17 protein-coding genes are annotated in these 18,290 nt (G+C 65.4%); 8 read left to right on the top strand and 9 right to left on the bottom strand.

The features are described 5' to 3' along the window. Positions 1–8 precede the first annotated feature (8 nt). The gene (locus P5W99_RS30520; protein ID WP_421027541.1) at positions 9–1,550 is read left to right on the top strand and encodes an efflux transporter outer membrane subunit; all 1,542 of its coding nucleotides are present in this window, start codon (positions 9–11) and stop codon (positions 1,548–1,550) included. Here P5W99_RS30520 and P5W99_RS30515 read toward each other — a convergent pair. The 6 genes from P5W99_RS30515 to P5W99_RS30490 all read right to left on the bottom strand — a co-directional run bounded on the left by P5W99_RS30515 (position 1,525) and on the right by P5W99_RS30490 (position 6,109). Further along, entirely contained in the window at positions 1,525–2,940 is a 1,416-nt protein-coding gene (locus P5W99_RS30515) for a heavy metal sensor histidine kinase (RefSeq protein ID WP_434664814.1), read from the bottom strand. The two genes, P5W99_RS30520 and P5W99_RS30515, sit on opposite strands and share 26 nt — an antisense overlap. Further along, entirely contained in the window at positions 2,940–3,617 is a 678-nt protein-coding gene (locus P5W99_RS30510; protein ID WP_421027539.1) for a heavy metal response regulator transcription factor, read from the bottom strand. Before P5W99_RS30510 ends, P5W99_RS30515 begins: the two co-directional genes overlap by 1 nt. Before the next feature lie 327 nt (positions 3,618–3,944). Then, complete coding sequence (locus tag P5W99_RS30505) at positions 3,945–4,883, bottom strand: MBL fold metallo-hydrolase (RefSeq protein WP_421027538.1); 939 nt, start codon at positions 4,881–4,883, stop codon at positions 3,945–3,947. Positions 4,884–4,924: 41 nt separating this feature from the next. After that, a complete protein-coding gene (locus tag P5W99_RS30500) occupies positions 4,925–5,269 on the bottom strand; it encodes a zinc ribbon domain-containing protein YjdM (protein ID WP_421027537.1) in 345 nt (114 codons plus the stop codon). A gap of 59 nt (positions 5,270–5,328) precedes the next feature. Beyond that, the gene (locus tag P5W99_RS30495) at positions 5,329–5,517 is read right to left on the bottom strand and encodes a ribbon-helix-helix protein, CopG family (protein WP_421027536.1); all 189 of its coding nucleotides are present in this window, start codon (positions 5,515–5,517) and stop codon (positions 5,329–5,331) included. 148 nt (positions 5,518–5,665) lie between these two features. After that, complete coding sequence (locus tag P5W99_RS30490; RefSeq protein ID WP_421027535.1) at positions 5,666–6,109, bottom strand: hypothetical protein; 444 nt, start codon at positions 6,107–6,109, stop codon at positions 5,666–5,668. A gap of 278 nt (positions 6,110–6,387) precedes the next feature. On the opposite strand from P5W99_RS30490, the gene hyfB reads away from it, so the two are divergent. From hyfB to P5W99_RS30455, 7 genes are all read left to right on the top strand, one after another. Continuing rightward, positions 6,388–8,397, top strand: coding sequence for a hydrogenase 4 subunit B (gene hyfB / locus P5W99_RS30485; protein ID WP_434664812.1), 2,010 nt, complete (start codon positions 6,388–6,390; stop codon positions 8,395–8,397). Next, positions 8,394–9,344 (top strand): respiratory chain complex I subunit 1 family protein, encoded by a 951-nt coding sequence (locus P5W99_RS30480; protein ID WP_421027533.1) that lies wholly within the window; start codon positions 8,394–8,396, stop codon positions 9,342–9,344. Before hyfB ends, P5W99_RS30480 begins: the two co-directional genes overlap by 4 nt. Beyond that, entirely contained in the window at positions 9,345–10,004 is a 660-nt protein-coding gene (locus tag P5W99_RS30475; RefSeq protein WP_421027532.1) for a formate hydrogenlyase, read from the top strand. Continuing rightward, complete coding sequence (locus tag P5W99_RS30470; RefSeq protein WP_421027531.1) at positions 9,997–11,457, top strand: hydrogenase 4 subunit F; 1,461 nt, start codon at positions 9,997–9,999, stop codon at positions 11,455–11,457. The genes P5W99_RS30475 and P5W99_RS30470 overlap by 8 nt, the downstream gene beginning before the upstream one ends. Positions 11,458–11,460: 3 nt before the next feature. Further along, positions 11,461–13,023, top strand: a complete 1,563-nt coding sequence (locus tag P5W99_RS30465) for an NADH-quinone oxidoreductase subunit C (RefSeq protein ID WP_434664809.1) — start codon at positions 11,461–11,463, stop codon at positions 13,021–13,023. Continuing rightward, the gene (locus P5W99_RS30460) at positions 13,020–13,538 is read left to right on the top strand and encodes an NADH-quinone oxidoreductase subunit B family protein (RefSeq protein WP_421027529.1); all 519 of its coding nucleotides are present in this window, start codon (positions 13,020–13,022) and stop codon (positions 13,536–13,538) included. Before P5W99_RS30465 ends, P5W99_RS30460 begins: the two co-directional genes overlap by 4 nt. A 155-nt stretch (positions 13,539–13,693) precedes the next feature. Then, positions 13,694–14,422: a DeoR family transcriptional regulator gene (locus P5W99_RS30455; protein ID WP_421027528.1), complete on the top strand. Its 729-nt coding sequence runs from the start codon at positions 13,694–13,696 to the stop codon at positions 14,420–14,422. Positions 14,423–14,494: 72 nt separating this feature from the next. Here the strand turns inward: P5W99_RS30455 and P5W99_RS30450 are convergent, their stop codons facing one another. The 3 genes from P5W99_RS30450 to P5W99_RS30440 form a co-directional block, all read right to left on the bottom strand. Then, on the bottom strand, positions 14,495–15,532 hold the full coding sequence (locus P5W99_RS30450; RefSeq protein WP_421027527.1) for an ABC transporter permease: 1,038 nt from the start codon (positions 15,530–15,532) through the stop codon (positions 14,495–14,497). Positions 15,533–15,604: 72 nt separating this feature from the next. Next, entirely contained in the window at positions 15,605–17,125 is a 1,521-nt protein-coding gene (locus P5W99_RS30445) for a sugar ABC transporter ATP-binding protein (RefSeq protein ID WP_421027526.1), read from the bottom strand. 85 nt (positions 17,126–17,210) lie between these two features. Next, positions 17,211–18,215 (bottom strand): autoinducer 2 ABC transporter substrate-binding protein, encoded by a 1,005-nt coding sequence (locus tag P5W99_RS30440; protein ID WP_421027525.1) that lies wholly within the window; start codon positions 18,213–18,215, stop codon positions 17,211–17,213. Positions 18,216–18,290: the final 75 nt, after the last annotated feature.

The raw sequence follows: 18,290 nt of genomic DNA, 5'->3' as shown, positions 1-18,290 counted from the left end.
GGTCCATCATGTTCGACATTTGTGCCGCCCCTGTAAGCACGATTCGCAAGATCGTCGCGGCCTGCACCGCAGCAATGCTTGCCGCCTGCACGACGCTGCCGCATTACAGCGCGCCCGAAGTCGCCGTGCCCGCGCGCTACGCGAACGCGCCACAGTCCACGTCCGGCTGGGCCGTTGCGGCGCCCGCCGACGGCAAGCCGCGCGGTCCCTGGTGGACCATTTTCCACGACGCGGAGCTCAACCAGCTCGAAGCGCGCGTAGACGTTTCGAACCAGACCGTGAAGCAGGCTGTCGCACAGCTTCAGAGCGCCCGCGCGATGGTCGATTATCAGCACGCAGGTTACTCGCCCACCGTCACGGCGGGCACTACTGTGCAGCGCTACCGCACCTCGCAGAACGTCGTGGACCGCTCGCTTGCGGGCAAGACGATTCCCGACTATTCGGTGGGCGTGGGTGCGAGCTGGGAGCCTGATCTGTTCGGCCGTGTGAAGGACGCCACGGTGGAGGCGCGCGACAACGCCCAGGCGAGCCAGGCCGATCTCGAATCGGTGCGCCTCTCGGTGGCGAGCGATCTAGCTTCCGACTACTTCGATCTGCGCTCGCTCGATCGCCAAAAGAAGCTGCTGGACGATACCGTAACCGCGTATAGCGCCGCGCTGCGCATTGTCCAGCAGCAGCTCGCGGACGGCGCCATCGATGCCTCGGCGGTCGCGCAGGCGCAGACGCAGCTCGAAAGTGCGCGCACGGCAGACCAGGACATCGACGTGCGGCGCGCGCAGCTTCAGCATGCGATCGCGACGTTGATCGGCGTGCCCGCTTCGACATTCGCCCTGCCACCGCTGGTCGAGCCAGCTGATGTGCCGTCGATTCCCCCGAGCGTGCCGTCCGCGTTGCTCGAACGGCGCCCCGACATCGCCGCCGCAGAGCGGCGCGTGGCCGCCGCCAACGCACGCATCGGCGAGGCGCATGCGGCCTTCTATCCTGACCTCACGTTATCGGCATCGGCCGGACTCGAAAGCACGTTCTTCGCGCCATGGCTCACGGCGCCCAGCCTCTTCTGGTCACTCGGTGCGCAACTCGCGGGCACGCTGTTCGACGGCGGCAGGCGCGAAGCCACGCTCAAGGGCGCCAACGCGCAATACGACGCGTCCGTTGCCGCTTACCGGCAAACGGTGCTCACGGCGTTCCAGCAGGTCGAGGACAACCTGAGCGCACTCGGCACGCTCGCGGGCGAAGCAGACAGCCAGAAGCGCGCGACAGCCGCCGCGCAACTGTCGCTGAAACTCACGACCAATCGCTATCAGGCGGGCGCCGTGAACTATCTCGACGTGGTGACGGCGCAGACCATTGCGCTGCAAAACGAGCGCAACGAAGAGCAGATCGCGCAGCGTCGGCTCGACGCGAGCGTGCATCTGCTCGAAGCGCTCGGCGGCGGATGGGATCGCGAGGTGCTGAAGGGAAAAAGCGAATCGTCGAGTGGCAACGGTAACGCCAACGGCAACGCAAACAGCGGCGGCAAGCCACTCAGCGCCGCGCAAACGAAAGGATGAAGCGCGTGCCGGCGGCGTCGCTTTCCGCACGCGCCGTGCCGCCGTGCAGTGTCATGATCGTGCGCACGATCGCGAGCCCAAGCCCGGCCGAGCCCGCCGCTTGCGGCTCGCTGTGGCGCGAGGCATCCACGCGGTAGAAGCGGTCGAAGATGCGCTCAAGCAGCGCGGCATCGATAGGCGGGCCCGGATTCGCCACCGTGACGTCAAGCGTCATGGGCGTTTGCCCGGCGCTCAGAGTGATCTCGCCACCGTGCGGCGTATAGCGCAGCGCGTTGGCGAGCAGATTGCTGACCGCACGCCGGAACAGCTCTCGATCCGCGCGCAGACGCCCCTCACCCGTCACTCGGATGCGCACGCCGGCCTCGTCGGCGAGACCTTCGAAGTAGTCGGCGATCTGCGTGAGTGCCTCAACGACGTCGAATTCTGCGAGTGTCGTCATGAACTGCGGATGCTCCGCGCGCGCGAGGAAAATCACACTCTCAATCATGCGCGAGAGCCGCGCGCATTCCTCCAGATTCGATTCGAGCAGCGCCTCGTATTCGGGCGACGTGCGCTCGCGTGCGAGCGCCACCTCGGTCGCGCCGCGCAGGTTGCCGAGCGGCGTACGCATGTCGTGCGCGAGATCGGCCGTGTATTGCGACATGCGCTCAAAGCCGCCGTGCAGCCGCTCGAGCATCGCGTTGAGCGACTTCACGAGCGCATCGAGCTCGCGTGGCGCACCGTCCACTTCGATGGACGTATCGAGCCGGTCGACTGTGACCGTCTCCGCGCGCGCGGCCATCTCGCGTAGCGGGCGCAGCGATTCGCGCACGAGCAGCCAGCTCATCAGGAATGCGAGCAGCATGCCTGCAAAACCGAACCCGTAGAGCCGCTCGCGATAGTGGTCGAGCACGCGCCAGCGGTCGCTCATGTCGCGCGCGATCACCACGGTGACGGGCATGCCGTCGGCGAGCGTCGCGTCAGCGGCGAGCCCGCGCACCGGCACATCGCGCGCGTTGCGCCACTCGCGCACGTCGTCTTCCGTGATGCGTTGTGTTGCAACGAGGCGCGACGCCAGCGGCGTGGCGGGAAACTTTTCGTCGGCAACGCGCTGCGTGTTGTGCTCCACCAGGCTCGCACCGTTGGCGCCGAGTATCTCCATAGCCAGCGCGGAATTGCCGAGCACCTGGCTCGTGAGCCGCGGCGCATGCGCGCTTACGTCCTGCGCGTTGTGCAGCTCCCCGGCAAGCCGACGCGTGTGGCGTGCGATCAGCACGATGTCGAGATCGTCTTGCTGCCGGATTTCGCGGCCGAGCGTGAAATAGAGCGTGCTGCCCACCAACGCGAACACAGCAAGCGTGGTGCCCGCGAAACTGAGCGCGAGCGTAGCGGTCAGCGAGCGCGCGGCCATCAGGCGGACTCTTTGATTTCGGCCACGTAGCCCACGCCGCGCACGGTGTGGATGAGCTTCACGGGAAACTCGTCGTCGACCTTGGCGCGCAGGCGCCGGATGGCGACTTCGACTACGTTGGTGTCGCTGTCGAAATTCATGTCCCACACGTACGAGGCGATCTGCGTGCGCGTGAGGACCTCACCCTGGCGGCGCACAAGCAGTTGCAGCAGCGAAAATTCGCGCGGCGTGAGGTCGATGCGTGCGGTGCCGCGTTTCACGCGCCGCCGTGTGACGTCGATCTCGAGGTCGCCCAGCGTCATCACGTCGCTCTCGCGTGGAGGGCCGCGCCGCGCGAGCGTGCGCACGCGCGCGAGCAGTTCGACGAACGCAAACGGCTTGACGAGGTAATCATCGCCGCCCAGCTCCAGCCCCTTGACGCGGTCGCTCACGTCGTCGCGCGCGGTAAGGAACAGCACCGGCGTGGTGTGCGTCGTGCGCAGCACCTTGAGCACCGACCAGCCGTCCATGGCCGGCAGCATCACGTCGAGCACGATCACGTCGTACGTCTCTTCCCTCGCGAGAATCAGGCCCTCGGCGCCATCCGTAGCCACGTCGACGGCGTAGCCCGATTCCTCGAAACCCTTCTTCAGGTAGGCACCCGTCTTGGGTTCGTCTTCGATCACGAGAATCCGCATTGCCGCTCGTCCTTTAATCCGTACGGCTAGATTGTAGGCGCTCCCGGCATTTGGCAACCCATTGGTCGCAAATCCGGAAACCCCGCTCTAGTCTTTTACGCAACCTGACGGTTGCGCGGCGATGAAGGCGTAGCGGTTGTGGTGCAAACAGCAATCAACGAATTGATTAGAGTCCGGACCTGACCGATTTCAGGGCCTGCCATGAGCAAACTGAAGAATCTGGACGGGCTGTTCGCTGGCCGTCACTTTGACCGCGACGTGCTCATTCTTTGGGTGCGTTGGTGCATTCTGGCAATTGACCAAGTGGTGACACGGGGCACTGCCCCGTCACCCAAGCCGGTAAACGCCTTCCTCATCCACAACGACCCGCCTATCGGCCAGCAACTCGGCCAGATGCTGCGAAATCGTCCGCGTCTCGGCGGACACCACCCAAGGCCCTTCGTAGCCCAGCGGATAGAGCAACCGCTGCTCGACGAGTTGCTCCAGCGTCTTTGGCGATTCCCTGAGCCACGCCAGCAGGCGCTGTTCGCGCTCATCGATTTTTGCGCCGAACGCCTGGAGGTCGCGCAAGAAATGCTCGCGGTCGGTATACACACCGCGATGATGCGAAGTGACCCAAACCTTCGCCGGAATGTCGGCAAGCCGCGCGATGCTGCGGCGAAAATCGCGCAGGCTCGAACTACCGTCACCGTAGTAAGGCCCGAAACCCGTCAGGTCGATATCGCCGGTGAAGGCCACGCCCTCGGGCTCGACCAGCAGAACACAGTGGCCGGCGGTATGACCGGGCAGATGAAATGCGCGAATGCGCGACTGGCCGAGATCCCAGCAGGCACCGTCCACATAGCCCTGCGCGTCCGGCCGCGGCGCATAGAAGAAGTCGCGCTGGAGCATGGCCAGCAATGCCGCCTCGCCCTTCACGCCGGCGCCAAGCATGCCATAGGCGCCGATCATGCCGTCCCAACTGCGAATCGCCGGCAAATCGGCCTCGTGCACATGCACAGCGGCGCGAGGAATGCGATGGAGGCCCGCCATATGGTCTTCGTGCACGTGCCCCATCACCACCAGTTCGGTTGCCTCGAATTCAGCGCCGATGTGGTTCGAGACAAGCGGCGTATCGAAAGCCGCGCGCGTGTCCGAGCCGCGAATGAGCACCTGATTGCCATCCGGATACTTACCGCTCATCGCGCCGAACAGCACGGAAACGCGGCCGAAGTCGGCGCGCGCTATGGTGATGGGTGAAGCGGAACTGCCGGGAGTCTGGTCCATGTCGATCCGCCTCTTTCCCGCGTTTTTACCGCGTTTTTTCGTTAGGCCTTCTTGACGAATTCCGACTTCAGGCTCATTGCACCAAAACCGTCGACCTTGCAGTCGATGTCGTGATCGCTATCGACGAGGCGAATGTTCTTCACCTTGGTGCCCATCTTGATCACGCCGCCACCACCCTTCAGTTTCAGGTCCTTAATGACGGTAACGGTATCGCCATCCTGCAGGATATTGCCCGCCGAATCGCGATACACCTTGCCCGCGGGCTCGGCTGCGGCAGCCTCGGCATGCGCGCCCCACTCGTGGCCGCATTCGGGGCAGATATAAACGGCGCCGTCTTCATAGGTGAATTCGGAATTGCATTGCGGGCACGGCGGTAATGCGGTCATGTTCAACTCTCAAGCCTGTTTAAAGCGGTTATTACGTAGTCGGCGGGCGACGCCGGCATTCACCGGCGCGCGCGCGTGCCGACGGTACTCTGCGTCTTGTAGGTCACGCCATGCTGCGCGAGGTAGTCGCGGATCAATTGGCGGACCACCTGCGAGGGCGTCAAATCCTGTGCCGAGCACAGCTCTTCAAATGCCGCCTTCTTCGCGGGGTCGATCAGAATCGTCAGTCGGGCGCTCTTGGTTTCCATCACGCGGGTCTTGGGAGTCCAGTCCAGATATGTTAATCAAATTATAATCGAATCCGGACGCCCGTAGTGGATCGTGGGGCCCGGCCTGCTTCCGGATTGACCGGATCGTAGCGACGGATTGACCCGCCCCCCGTTTTCCCCGCAGCGCTCACGCGCCATCCGCAAGCACGCCAGCCAGAAACTCGCCCAGCCGCGCGTCCCAGTCCGTTTCCCGCGCGTCGATCTCCAGCGTTTCGACGCAGGCCATACGCCCGTCGAAGCGCATGACGCTGTGACGTTGGAGCGGCAGCGTATCGCCGAAGAACAGGCCCGCCTCGTCCAGCAGCAGGCAAGGCTTGTTCCGGTAGCGAGCCGCCATCACCGAAAGCGCGTCCTGAACATGCCGCGCCGATTGCGCCGGATACACGAACACGAGATGCACGCCGGCCGCGTCGAGCCGCTCGCTCAATGCCGCAAAGCGGTGCAGCAGCTGAAACCCACGCCCGCCTGCCCGGCCGACGCCCACGGCCACGAGCCCACGCTCGCCGCCCGCGTCCCGCAAGCGGATCCGTTTGCTCTCATGGGTCAGCAATGGAACATCTACTTCAATCATGCGCCTACTCCCCTGCAACGCTCCCACCTGATCCAACCAAGTGTAATAGCATGTTAATCATCTTAACATCTCATTTAAACGTGCGTGAGGTCGCGCCAGGGGCATTTCGACACCCTCTGGAAACGCAAAATCGATTCTGATAGCATGTTAATGTTGTTAACATTCTCTGTTAACAACATGCGATTCAACGTGTGATTCAGCCCGGCGCTTCGTCCCGAGAGCCGCATGACACCCAGCGCCCACCCACGACTCGCCCAGCCCAGCGGAGACCCGGCTCGATGGAATCTCGTATCGTGATCCAGCTCGCGCTCTGCATCGTTGCGGGCTGGCTGGCGATCGGTTGCGCGGGGCTCGCGTATGCGCGCCGCACGCGCGTGGTGGCGCATGGCCTCTTTCCCGCCGGCGCGCTGCTCGGCGTGCTGCTGTTCGGGCTGGGCGTCTATGCCATGCGCGGCCCGGCGCAAACCCTCGTATTACCCATCGGGTTGCCGGGTTTGCCGTTCCACGAGCGCATCGACGCGCTTTCGGCCTACTTTCTCGCCGTGCTCGGCCTCGTGAGCGCCGGCGTGAGCGCGTTCTCGTCGGGTTATTTCCGCAAGGGCGAAGGCACGCCGCCAGGCCTGCTGTGCTTCGAGTACCACGTGTGCCTCGCGAGCCTCGCGCTCGTGCTGCTCGCCAACGACGCGTACGGCTTTCTCGTCGCATGGGAAATGCTGACGATCTCGGCCACCTTCCTCGTCATGAGCAATCACCGCATCGCCGAGATTCGCGGCGCGGCATTTCTCTACTTCCTGATCTCGCACGCCGGCGCGCTGGCATTGCTGATTTCGTTCGGATTACTACAGGCTGGCACGGGCGACTACACCTTCGACGCCATGCGCGCGCAGCACCTCTCGCCGCTCTGGGCGTCGGTGGCCTTCCTGCTCGCGCTGGCCGGCTTCGGCGCGAAGGCCGGCATTTTTCCGCTCCACGTCTGGCTGCCCGAGGCGCATCCCGCCGCGCCCTCGCCGGTCTCGGCGCTCATGAGCGGCTTCGTGCTGAAAGCCGGCCTCTACGGCATGCTGCGCACGGTGTTCGACCTGCTGCACCTGCAGATCGCCTGGTGGGGCGTACTGATGCTCGCGCTCGGCCTCTTCACCGCGCTATTGGGCGTGGTGTTCAGCGCGATCCAGTCGGACATGAAGCGGCTGCTCGCGTATTCGTCGATCGAAAATATCGGCCTGATGTTCGTGAGCCTCGGGCTGGCCGTGCTGTTTCGCGCGTTCGGCATGAACGGGCTCGCGGCGCTGGCCATGACGGCGCTGCTCTATCAGATCGCGAGCCACGCGGCGTTCAAGAGCCTCTTGTTCGTCGGCACCGGCGCCGTGCTGCACGCCACCGGCGAGCGCAATCTCGGCCGCCTCGGCGGCCTGATTCACCGCATGCCCTGGACCGCCTGGGCCGCGCTCGTCGGCGCGCTCGCGAGCGCCGGCTTGCCGCCGCTCTCCGGCTTCGTGTCTGAGTGGCTGCTGCTGCAAAGCTTTCTGTTTACGCCGGGGCTGCCGAACCCGTTCCTCAACATGGCGATACCGCTCATTGCCGCGCTGATCGCGCTGGTCGCCGCGCTCGCGGGCTACACCATGGTCAAGTTCTTCGGCATCGTGTTCCTCGGGCAGCCGCGCGAAGCGTCGCTGGCCCGCGCGCGCGACGCCGGCCGCTGGGAGCGCGCGGGCTTTGGCTGGTTCGTCGCGGCCTGCGTGCTGCTCGGCCTCATGCCGGTGCAGACGGTGCGCGCGCTCACGCCCGTCGTGCGGCAGCTAGCGGGCGCCGATCTAGGCGCGGCGATGCAGGCGGGTAGCTGGCTGCTGCTCGCGCCCACCGGTGTCGAGCGCGCGAGCTACATGCCCGCCGTTTTCCTCGCGTTTTTCGTGGGCTGCTGCGGGCTCGCTTATCTGCTCGTGCGCCGCTTCTATCACGGACGGCTGCGCCGCGCCGCGCCATGGGCGTGCGGCAATCCGTTCGTGACCGCGCGCATGCAGGATTCGGCCGAGGGCTTCGGGCAGCCGATCCGCGAAATCTTCGCGCCCTTGTTCCGCATCGAGCGCAGCGTGCCGTCGCCGTTCGACGCACAGCCCACTTACCGCGTCACGGCCTCGGATCGCACGTGGGCCTGGATCTACGCGCCGCTCGCGCGCGGCCTGCGCTGGATGGGCGCGCTCGCGGGACGATTGCAGGCGGGCCGCATCGCGGTCTACCTCACGTGCAGCTTTCTCGCGCTCATCACCTTGCTCATTCTGGTGCGCCGATGATCACGCTATCCGGAGCGCTCTCGCAAGGGCTCGAAATTCTGGTGGCGCTAGCCGCCGCGCCGCTGCTCTCGGGCTGGATCGGCGTTTGCCGGGCGCGGCTCCAGGGCCGGCGCGGGCCGAGCTTGTGGCAGCCGTACCGCACGCTGCACAAGCTCTTCAACAAGGAGTCGGTGGTCGCGCTGCACGCGAGCCCGATCACGCGTCTCGCGCCCTATGTCGTGCTCGGCTGCATGACGCTGGCCTGCGCGATCGTGCCCACGCTCTCGACCGATCTGCCGCTTTCGCCGGCCGCCGATGCCATCGCGCTCGTGGGCCTGTTCGCACTCGCGCGCGTGACGATCTCGCTCGCCGCCATGGACACCGGCACCGCATTCGGCACGCTCGGCGCGCGGCGTGAAATGCTGGTGGGCTTTCTCGCCGAACCCGCGCTGCTCATGGTGCTGTTTTCCGCCTCGCTGATCACGCAGTCGACCGGCCTCACGCGCATCGTCGCCACGCTGAGCCACGGCCAGCTCGCCATCTACCCGAGCCTCGCGTTCGCGGGCATTGCGTTCGCCATGGTCTCGCTCGCGGAGAACGCGCGCCTGCCCGTCGACAACCCCGCCACGCACCTCGAACTCACGATGATCCACGAGGCGCTGATCCTCGAATACTCGGGCCGCCATCTCGCGCTGATCGAGTGGGCCGCGAGCCTGAAGCTGTTCGCCTATTCGTGCATCGGCCTTGCGCTATTCGTGCCTTGGGGCATTGCCGAAACGGGCAACCCGCTCGCGCTGCTGCTGGCCGTGCCCGCGCTGTTCGCCAAGCTGTTCGCGGGCGGCGCGCTGCTCGCGCTGGTGGAGACGCTCAACGCGAAAATGCGGCTCTTCCGCGTGCCCGAGTTTCTCGCCACGGCTTACCTGCTCGCCGTGATCGGCATGCTCGTCCATTTCCTGCTGGGGGCCTGAATGCACGCCCTCGCCACGCAGATCATCAACTTCCTCGCCGCGATCCTGCTGCTCATCTCGTTCGCGATGCTGAGCCAGCGGCGCATTCTCGCGCTGATCCATCTCTACACGCTGCAGGGCGTCACGCTCGTGCTGGCCAATCTCGTGCTCGGCTACGTGACCGCCGACACGCACCTCTATATTTCCGCGTCGCTCACGTTCGTGCTCAAGGTCGGGCTGATTCCCTGGCTCCTCTACCGCATGGTGCGACGGCTGAACGTCACGAGCGACGTGGAGCCGCTGCTCAACATTCCCGCCACGCTGCTCACGGGCATCGTGCTCGTGGTGGTGGCCTTCAACGTGGCGCTGCCGGTCACGCAGTTCGCCGCGTCAGTGGCGCGCGGCACGCTCGGCATCGCGCTCGCCTGCGTGCTGCTCTCGTTCATGATGATGATCACGCGCGCGAAGGCGGTGCCGCAGGTGATTGCGTTTCTCTCGATGGAGAACGGACTCTTTTTCGCGGCGGCGGCCGCCACCAACGGCATGCCGATGATCGTCGAACTCGGCGTCGGGCTCGACGTGCTCGTCGGCATGCTGATCCTCGGCGTGTTCATGTTCCAGATCCGCGAGCAGTTCGACAGCCTCGACATTCACCGCCTGGAAGAACGCAAAGATGAATAGCGCCTGGATACTCGCGGCTGTGCTCGGCCTGCCGCTCCTCGCCGGTGCAAGCCTCGCGCTCGTGGGCGCACGCCGCCTCGCGCCGGACCTGAACGCCGCCTTCAGCCTGCTCACGCTCGCAGCCGCCCTCTGGCTCGCACAGCGAACCATGACGCAAGGCCCGTCGTTCGCGTTCGGCCATGCGTTTCACGTCGACTCGTTCAATGCGTTTCTCGTGGCGCTCACCGCGCTGATCGGCTGGACCACGGCGCTCTTTTCGAAGCCGTATATGCGCGTCGAGCGCGAACGCGGCCGCATGAGCGCGAACCGCACGCGGCTTTATCACGCCATGTACCAACTGTTCGTCTTCGCAATGCTGCTCGCGCTGCTGACCAACAACATGGGCGTCCTGTGGGTAGCGATGGAAGCCGCGACGCTCGCGGCCGTGCTGCTGGTGGCGGTCTATCGCACGGCGGCCAGTCTCGACGCCGCCTGGAAGTACTTCATCCTCTGCGGCGTGGGCATCGCGCAGGCGCTGTTCGGCACGATCTTGCTGTATCTCGCCGCGAGCCGCGTGCTGGGCGGCGACGACGCGCTGCTGCTCACGAGCCTGAACGCCGCCAAGGCGAGCCTCGACCCCGCCATCGTGTCGCTGGCATTCGTGTTTTTGCTCATCGGCTATGGCACCAAGGTCGGCCTCGTGCCGATGCACAACTGGCTGCCCGACGCGCACGCCGAAGGCCCGACGCCGATCTCCGCCGTGCTCTCGGGCCTGCTGCTCAACGTGGCGCTTTACGCGGTGCTGCGCTGCAAGGTGCTCGCCGACGGCGCGCTGCAAAACGGTTTGCCCGGACACCTGCTGGTGGGCTTCGGACTCGTTTCCGTGCTGCTCGCGACGTTCTCGCTGTTCAGGCAGACCGACGCCAAGCGCCTGTACTCGTTCTCCTCGATCGAGCACATGGGCATGATGACGTTCGCGTTCGGCCTAGGCGGCCCGATGGCGACGTTCGCGGGGCTGCTGCACATGAGCGCGCACGCGCTGATCAAATCGGCGATTTTCTTCAGCGTCGGCCATGCCGCACAAAAAACCGGCACCCAGGCGATCGCTGGCATTCGCGGCCTCGTGCGCACGAGCCCCGTGGTCGGCTGGGGCATGGTGCTGGGCACGCTCGCGATCCTCGGCATGCCGCCGTCCGGCGTATTCGCGAGCGAATTCCTGATTCTCACCACGGCGCTGCAAACGCTGCCGTGGACCGTGCCCTTGCTGATGCTGGCGCTCGTCGTGGCCTTCGCGGTCATTTTCCGGCGCATGCAGGGCATGGCGTTCGGCGAACCCACGGCGCGGCGGCTCGAATACCGCCCGGCGCTGCTGCCGGTGTTCGTTCATCTGGGCATCGGGCTCATGCTCGGGCTCTACATTCCGCCCTGGCTTGCGGCGTGGTATCGCGCGGCCGGCGCCGTACTCGCAGGTTGAGCGATGCGCATCGATACACTCCACTCGCGCGGGCTCGCACGCCTCGCCACTTTCGCCGATGCGCCAGCGGCGCTCATCGCGCAAGTCGACGCCGCTGCATGGTTGAGCCTGGCCGCCGAAGTCGACGCAAGCGGCGGCCGCCTGATCTCGATCTGGGGCGACGAGCGCCACGACGGCACCCTCTCCGTCAACGCCGCCTACGCCGTCGAAGACGGCTTGCTATGGGTCCGGCTGACCGCCTGCGATGCATCGTCGGGGGCCGCCGCGTACCCCGACCTTTCGGCGCTGTTTCCCTGCGCGGTGCGCATGCAGCGCGCCGTCCACGATCTGACCGGCCTGCGCGCCCATGGCGCCGGCGACGTGCGACCGTGGCTCAATCACGGCAACTGGCCCGCCGACTATTTCCCGCTGCGCCGGGCCGCATCGGGCACCGAGCGCTTCGAATCGAACGAGGCCGATTACGCCTTCACGCGCGTGGAGGGCGAAGGCGTGCACGAAATCGCGGTGGGGCCGATCCACGCGGGCACCATCGAGCCCGGACACTTCCGCTTCTCCGTGGTCGGCGAAAAAGTACTGCGGCTGGAAGAGCGGCTCGGCTACGCGCATCGCGGCATCGAGCGCCTGTTCGAGCGCACGCCGGCGCTTTCCGGCCATCGCGTGGCGGCCCGCATTGCCGGTGACAGCAGTGTCGCGTTTGCATGGGCGTATTGCATGGCGCTCGAACGCGCGCTCGGCACGACGATTCCCGCACGCGCGCAATGGCTGCGCGCGCTGCTGCTTGAACGCGAGCGCGTCGCCAACCATCTCGGCGACCTGGGCGCGCTCGGCAACGACGCCGGATTCGCACTCGGGCTCGCGCAGTTCTCGCGTCTGAAGGAGGACTGGCTGCGCCTGAACGAGCGCGCATTCGGCCACCGCTATCTATTCGACGCGATCGCGCCCGGTGGCGTGGCGCGCGATCTCGACGCGCAACAAGCCAGCGCGATCGTCGCGCAGTGCGAGCACATCGAGCACGAAGTTCACTCGATGCAGCGCATCTATGACGATCACGCCGGATTGCAGGACCGTTTCGCGAAAACCGGCACGCTCGCGCCCGCCGTGGCGGCACGGCTTGGCGTATGTGGCCTCGCCGCGCGGGCAAGCGGATCGACGATGGACTTGCGCGTGGACCACGGCCCCACGCCGTACCGCGAAATCGGCGCGCGCCACGCCAGCGACGAGCGCGGCGACGTGGCCGCCCGCGTGGCGCTGCGCTTTCGCGAGGTGGACGAATCGCTACGGCAGATTCGCGCCATCATCGCGGGACTGCCGGACGGCGGCGTTGCCGTGCAGCCCCGCACCACCCGCACGTCCTCGTTCGGAGCGGGCTGGATCGAAGGCTGGCGCGGCGAGGTGTTCGTCGCGCTGGAAACCGCGGAAGACGGCATGCTGGCCCGTTGCCACTGCCATGATCCGTCGTGGCAAAACTGGCCCGCGATCGAAGTGGCGATCATCGGCAACATCGTGGCCGACTTCCCGCTGATCAACAAATCGTTCAACCTCTGTTACGCGGGGCACGACCTGTGACGTGGCAACTTCTCAAGCGGATCGCCAACACCCGCGCTCCCGCACAATCGCTGCCGGACGGCGGCGACGACTGGCGCACCCAGGCCCAGCAACTGCATCAGCAGATTCTCGACGTGCTCGGCCGCGCGCTGTGCATCCGGCAAATCGATGCGGGCTCGTGCAACGGCTGCGAGTTGGAGATTCACGCGCTCGGCAACCCGTACTACAACATCGAGGGATTGGGGATCCGGTTTGTAGCGAGCCCCCGCCACGCCGATATGCTGCTGGTGACGGGGCCGCTCGCGCTGAATATGCGCGAAGCGGTGCGGCTGGCTTACGAGGCCACGCCCGCGCCCAAGCTGGTTGTAGCGGCTGGCGAGTGTGCCTGCACCGGCGGCATCTTTAAGGATAGCTATGCAGTTTGCGGTGGGCTTTCGCAGCTAGTTCCCGTGGACGTGAGCATTCCGGGGTGCCCGCCTGCGCCGCTCGAACTGATGAAAGGCATTCTCGCGGCGCTGAGGGCTTCGGGAGCGTGACGACAGCGTAGCCACACACAGGCAAGGCCAAATCGCCTGGCAACCGTCCGGCTTGCTTGTTATAATTCGATCACGCGCACGACACAAATGTAACGTTCGGCATTTGCAGGCGGTTGCCGACGATTGCCATCGCGCTCTGCCGAACCACCTACTTCATGACCAAAACCGACCGGCTGCGCACCCTTGCCGACGCGCTCGCCAAGCATAACGTCATGCATTTGCGGGATGCAGCCAGCGTGCTTGGCGTCTCCGAAATGACGGTGCGGCGCGATATCGCCGCCCATCCGGAACGTTTTACGTACCTGGGCGGCTATATCGTGAGCGCCCAGGATGTGCCGAACACGGGCGGCTATTCGCTCGAACACGAAAAAGACCACTTCGCGCAGGCGAAGGCAAAGGCCTCCGCGCACGCGGCACGGCTCATCGGGCAGAACGACACCATTTTCATCGACTGCGGCACGACGCTCGCCGCGCTCGCGCGGCTCCTCCCATCGCAATTGCAGATCACAGCCGTGTGCTATTCGCTCAACGTGGCCGAGATTTTGCGACGCATGCCGAACGTGCGCATGATTCTGCTGGGCGGCGTGTACGTGCCGTCATCGGATTCGTTCTCGGGCGAAGAAAGCCTCGAAATGTTGAAGCGCATGGGTATCAACAAAGCGTTCATTTCGGCCGGCGGCGTGGACGCCGCGCGCGGCGTGACGTGCTGGAACGCCCACGAAGTGCCGCTCAAGCAGGCCGCCATGAGCAGCGCCGTCGAAAGCCATCTCGTTGTTGACGCAAGCAAATATGGCGTGGTCAAAGCGTGGCGCTTCTCGCAGATGGAAGACTTCGCTTCGATCATCACCGAGAAAGGCCAGACGCTGCGCGCGCGCGGCGCGTGAGGCCAACTACCCGCGGAATAACTACCCGCGCCACGCACTCACTACACGGGCCGCGCGCTGCAACGCACAGGCTCAGCCGCGCCGGCGCAACGCGAACAGCGTGCCGGCCACCAGAATGAACGCGCCCACAATCACCTTCTGCCAGGTGCTCGGCACGCCTATCAAAATGAGCACATTCTTGACTAGCGTAACCAGCGCGACACCCAGCAGCGTGCCCGCCACGGTGCCGCTGCCGCCCGTGATGCGCGCACCGCCGAGTATCACGGCGGCAATCACATCGAGCTCCGACCCCACGAGATCGAACGGATTCGCCAGCCGCGTATTCGACACGTGCAGAATGCCGGCCACGCCCGCCAGAAATCCCGTATAGCCGAATACGAAGACCCGTATCGCGCGCAGGTTGAAGCCTAGCCGCTCCGCAATTGCCGTGCTGCCTCCCATCGCATACACGCCGCGCCCCATCATCGTGCGATTGAGCAGCCACCACGTGAGAATCGCGGCCGCCACGAGCGCGAGCGCGGAGACCGGCAGCACCGCATGCAGCCCGTCGGCCGTCTGGTACGCGATGAGCGGCGTCCGGCCAAAGTGGTCCATGCTGTGCGGAATGTTCATGAAGAAGGTCGTGCCGATGAAAGTCAGCAGCAGTCCGCGATAGAGATATTGCGTGCCGATCGTCACGATCAGCGAGGGCGCCTGCAGCCGGTGCACGAGCACGCCGTTGATCACGCCGAGCACGATGCCGCCCACCGCGCCCGTGAGCAGAATGAGCACGAACGGGGCATCAGGCCACCAGGCGAACACGGCCTTCGTGATCGCGTACATGGTGAGCGCGCCGATGGCCGTAAACGACACGTCGATGCCGCCCGATGCCAGCACGACAAGCGTGCCGAGCGCGAACAGCGAGGTGATGGTTGCCGAGTGCAGCAGGTCGAACAGCGTGGCCCACTGGAGAAAGCGCGGGTTGATCGACGCGACGATCACGCAGGTCAGGACGATCAGCGTGAGCGTGAACCACTCGGGATTGCGGGCGAGTTTTGCACGCCAGTTGAGCGGCAAGGTCTGGCGCGCGACTTCGACGGTGTTGGATGGCGTGCTCATTGTCTGATTCATGCTCGTGCGGGATCCGTCAAACGTTATGCGAGTCTCGGCAAGTGTTTCGGCCAGCTGTTTCAAACCGCTGCTTCAAGCCGCTTCGGCAAGCAGCGCGCGATACAACTGGGCCTCGGTCAGCCCCTCGGCGCGGTAAGCATCTGCGAGGCGCCCTTTACGCATCATCAGCACGCGGTCGCAGTTCTGCAGCAGTTCGGGCAGGTCGTCGCTCACGAGCAGAATGCCGATGCCGCGCTGCGAGAGCCGCTGCATGATGCGATAGATAATGTCTTTCGAGCCGACGTCCACACCCACGGTCGGGCCGTGCAGGATCAGCACGTGCGGGTCGATGGCGAGCCAGCGGCCGATCAGCACGCGCTGCTGGTTGCCGCCCGAGAGCGACTGCACCGCCTTCTCCACGTCCGGCGTGGCGATCTGCAATTCCTTCACGGTGTCTTCCGCCAGGGCGCGAGCCCGCGCGCGGTCGATCTGCCCGAAGCGATCACGCAAGCCTGCGATCATTGCCGTGATCACGTTGTCGCGAATCGGCTTGTCGAGAAAGAGTCCTTCGTTGAGACGGTCCTCCGGGACATAGCCTATGCGCGCGCGCCGCGCGTCGCCCGGTGTCGCAAGCTTGATGATGCGGCCTTCCAGCACGATCTCGCCGGCGTCGGCGGGCGCCACGCCGGCAAGCGCGCGCGCCAGCTCGTTGCGGCCCGAGTCGAGCAGCCCCGTGATGCCGAGAATCTCGCCCCGATGGAGCGTGAACGACACCTCGCCGAACTGACCCGCGCGGCCCAGGCCACGAACGTCGAGCAGCACTTCTGCAGCCGGCGCTGCGGCTCGATAACGCTCGAGGGAAAGCGCGCGCCCCGTCATCAGTTCGCTCAGCTGCGCCTTGGTGTAGTTGGCGATAGGGCCTTGCGTGACTTTCTGGCCATCGCGCAGCACGATCACCTCGCCGCCGATCGCGTAGCACTCGTCGAGCTTGTGGCTGACAAACAGCACGGTCACGCCCTGCGCCCGCAACTGGCCGAGCACGGCAATCAGGTTGGTCACTTCCTTCTGCGTGAGCGAGGTGGTCGGCTCGTCCATGATGACGAACTTCGCCTCGCTCGCTATCGCCCGCGCGATGGCCACCAGCTGGCGCGTCGCGAGCGGCAGCTGCTCGATGAGCGTGGCCTGGAAGTCGGCGTCGCCCGGCAGGCCAACGGCCTTGAGCGCGCGCGCGGCCGTTTGCGCGAGTTCGCGGCGGTCGAAGGTGCGGGCAAGGCGTCCGCCGTGCTCGGCCAGTTCGGCCGTGAGCCCCACATTTTCGGCAACGCTCATGTTCGGCAGCAGCGATAGATCCTGATAGACGGTTTCGATGCCGGCCGCGAGCGATTCGAGCGGCGAGAGCCGCGCATGGCGCTCGCCGTCGATCACGAGCTCGCCTTCATCGGGCGGCTGCGCGCCCGAGATGATCTTGATGAGCGTGCTCTTGCCGCATCCGTTCTCGCCGAGCAGGTGGTAGATCTGGCCGCGCTCGAACGTGAGCGTCACGCCGCGCAGCGCGTACACGCCGGTAAAGCGCTTGTGCACGTCAAGCACCTGCAATAACGGTTCTGAAGCCATATGCTGACTCTTCGCGAGTGGGTTTTGGCGTGATGGTGAGGCACGCGCCCGTTCGACGAACGTTGCGCGCGCCACCTTCTCCCGATCAGAAGTTGTATTGCTTGTAGTTCGACTTGTCGACGCTGACCCAGCCCTGGCCGCGCACGATAATGCCCTTGCCCGGCCCCTTCGACACCGTGACCTTTTCATAGCCGGGCAGCCCGAGATTCGCGCCGTTCTCCACCGTCTTGCCGTCGATCAGCATCTTCGCGATTTTGTTCATCGCCTCGCCGGCAAGCTTCGGGTCCCAGAACGCAATGCCGTTGATCGCCCCGCTTTCGAGGTACTTTCCGGCCTCCGTCGGCAAGCCCGTGCCATAGACGCAGATCTTGCCCTGCAGGCCCGCTTCCTCGACGGCGCGGCCAATGCCGATCACGTCGAGCGAGGACGAGCCCTGGAAGCCCTTGAGGTCCGGGTGCTTGCGCAGCACTTCCTTGGCTACTTCGTAGGCGTGCTCGCCGTCGTTGTTGGTCTCGAGATTCGTCTCGACGAGCTGCATCTTCGCGAACTTCTTCTTCGCGTTGTCGATGCCGCCATTGGCCCATTGCACCTGCGAGCGGCTGCCGAGCGAGCCGACCATAGTCGCCCATTTGCCTTCGTCGTGCATGCAGGCGGCGAGGCGGTCGTTGAGCGCGGCGCCGTAGGCAGAATTGTCGAACGCCTCCACGTCGACCATCGTGTTCTTCGCGTTGTCGGCCTCGTGCGTGACCACCTTGATGCCGCGATCCATCGCCTTCTTCAGCGCCGGCTCGAGCGTGGGCGGATCATACGGCACGACGGCGATCGCGCTGACCTTCTTCGCGATCAGGTCGTCGATGATCTTGAGCTGCTGCGCGGCATCCGCGCGGCCAGGGCCTGTCTGGTACACCGTGATGCCCGGATTGTCCTTGCCGAACTCCTTGACGCCGTCGTCCATGCGATTGAACCAGCTGATGCCGGTCACCTTCACAACGGTCACGATCGTCGGATTTTCCGCCGCATACGCAACGGCCGCGGCGCTCGCCGCGAGCGCGCAAGCCGTGAGTGCCACGCTGAGTCTCTTGAAGTTCATGTCGGATGTCTCCTTTTTTGTTCGCTGTCGCCCCGAAATGATTGGCGACGGACCTCCGAGGCGCGAGGCCCGCCT

This window comes from Paraburkholderia sp. A3BS-1L (assembly GCF_051125215.1).
Classification (GTDB): domain Bacteria; phylum Pseudomonadota; class Gammaproteobacteria; order Burkholderiales; family Burkholderiaceae; genus Paraburkholderia.
The sequence above is the reverse complement of the archived record's forward strand: the minus strand, read 5'-3'. Positions and strand labels throughout refer to the sequence as shown.

Bases quoted from the DNA above. Each gene is read 5' to 3' on its own strand.
- P5W99_RS30520 (WP_421027541.1), top strand. From the start codon at position 9: ATGTTCGACATTTGTGCCGCCCCTGTAAGCACGATTCGCAAGATCGTC.
- P5W99_RS30515 (WP_434664814.1), bottom strand. From the start codon at position 2,940: ATGGCCGCGCGCTCGCTGACCGCTACGCTCGCGCTCAGTTTCGCGGGC.
- P5W99_RS30510 (WP_421027539.1), bottom strand. From the start codon at position 3,617: ATGCGGATTCTCGTGATCGAAGACGAACCCAAGACGGGTGCCTACCTG.
- P5W99_RS30505 (WP_421027538.1), bottom strand. From the start codon at position 4,883: ATGGACCAGACTCCCGGCAGTTCCGCTTCACCCATCACCATAGCGCGC.
- P5W99_RS30500 (WP_421027537.1), bottom strand. From the start codon at position 5,269: ATGACCGCATTACCGCCGTGCCCGCAATGCAATTCCGAATTCACCTAT.
- P5W99_RS30495 (WP_421027536.1), bottom strand. From the start codon at position 5,517: ATGGAAACCAAGAGCGCCCGACTGACGATTCTGATCGACCCCGCGAAG.
- P5W99_RS30490 (WP_421027535.1), bottom strand. From the start codon at position 6,109: ATGATTGAAGTAGATGTTCCATTGCTGACCCATGAGAGCAAACGGATC.
- hyfB (WP_434664812.1), top strand. From the start codon at position 6,388: ATGGAATCTCGTATCGTGATCCAGCTCGCGCTCTGCATCGTTGCGGGC.
- P5W99_RS30480 (WP_421027533.1), top strand. From the start codon at position 8,394: ATGATCACGCTATCCGGAGCGCTCTCGCAAGGGCTCGAAATTCTGGTG.
- P5W99_RS30475 (WP_421027532.1), top strand. From the start codon at position 9,345: ATGCACGCCCTCGCCACGCAGATCATCAACTTCCTCGCCGCGATCCTG.
- P5W99_RS30470 (WP_421027531.1), top strand. From the start codon at position 9,997: ATGAATAGCGCCTGGATACTCGCGGCTGTGCTCGGCCTGCCGCTCCTC.
- P5W99_RS30465 (WP_434664809.1), top strand. From the start codon at position 11,461: ATGCGCATCGATACACTCCACTCGCGCGGGCTCGCACGCCTCGCCACT.
- P5W99_RS30455 (WP_421027528.1), top strand. From the start codon at position 13,694: ATGACCAAAACCGACCGGCTGCGCACCCTTGCCGACGCGCTCGCCAAG.
- P5W99_RS30450 (WP_421027527.1), bottom strand. From the start codon at position 15,532: ATGAATCAGACAATGAGCACGCCATCCAACACCGTCGAAGTCGCGCGC.
- P5W99_RS30445 (WP_421027526.1), bottom strand. From the start codon at position 17,125: ATGGCTTCAGAACCGTTATTGCAGGTGCTTGACGTGCACAAGCGCTTT.
- P5W99_RS30440 (WP_421027525.1), bottom strand. From the start codon at position 18,215: ATGAACTTCAAGAGACTCAGCGTGGCACTCACGGCTTGCGCGCTCGCG.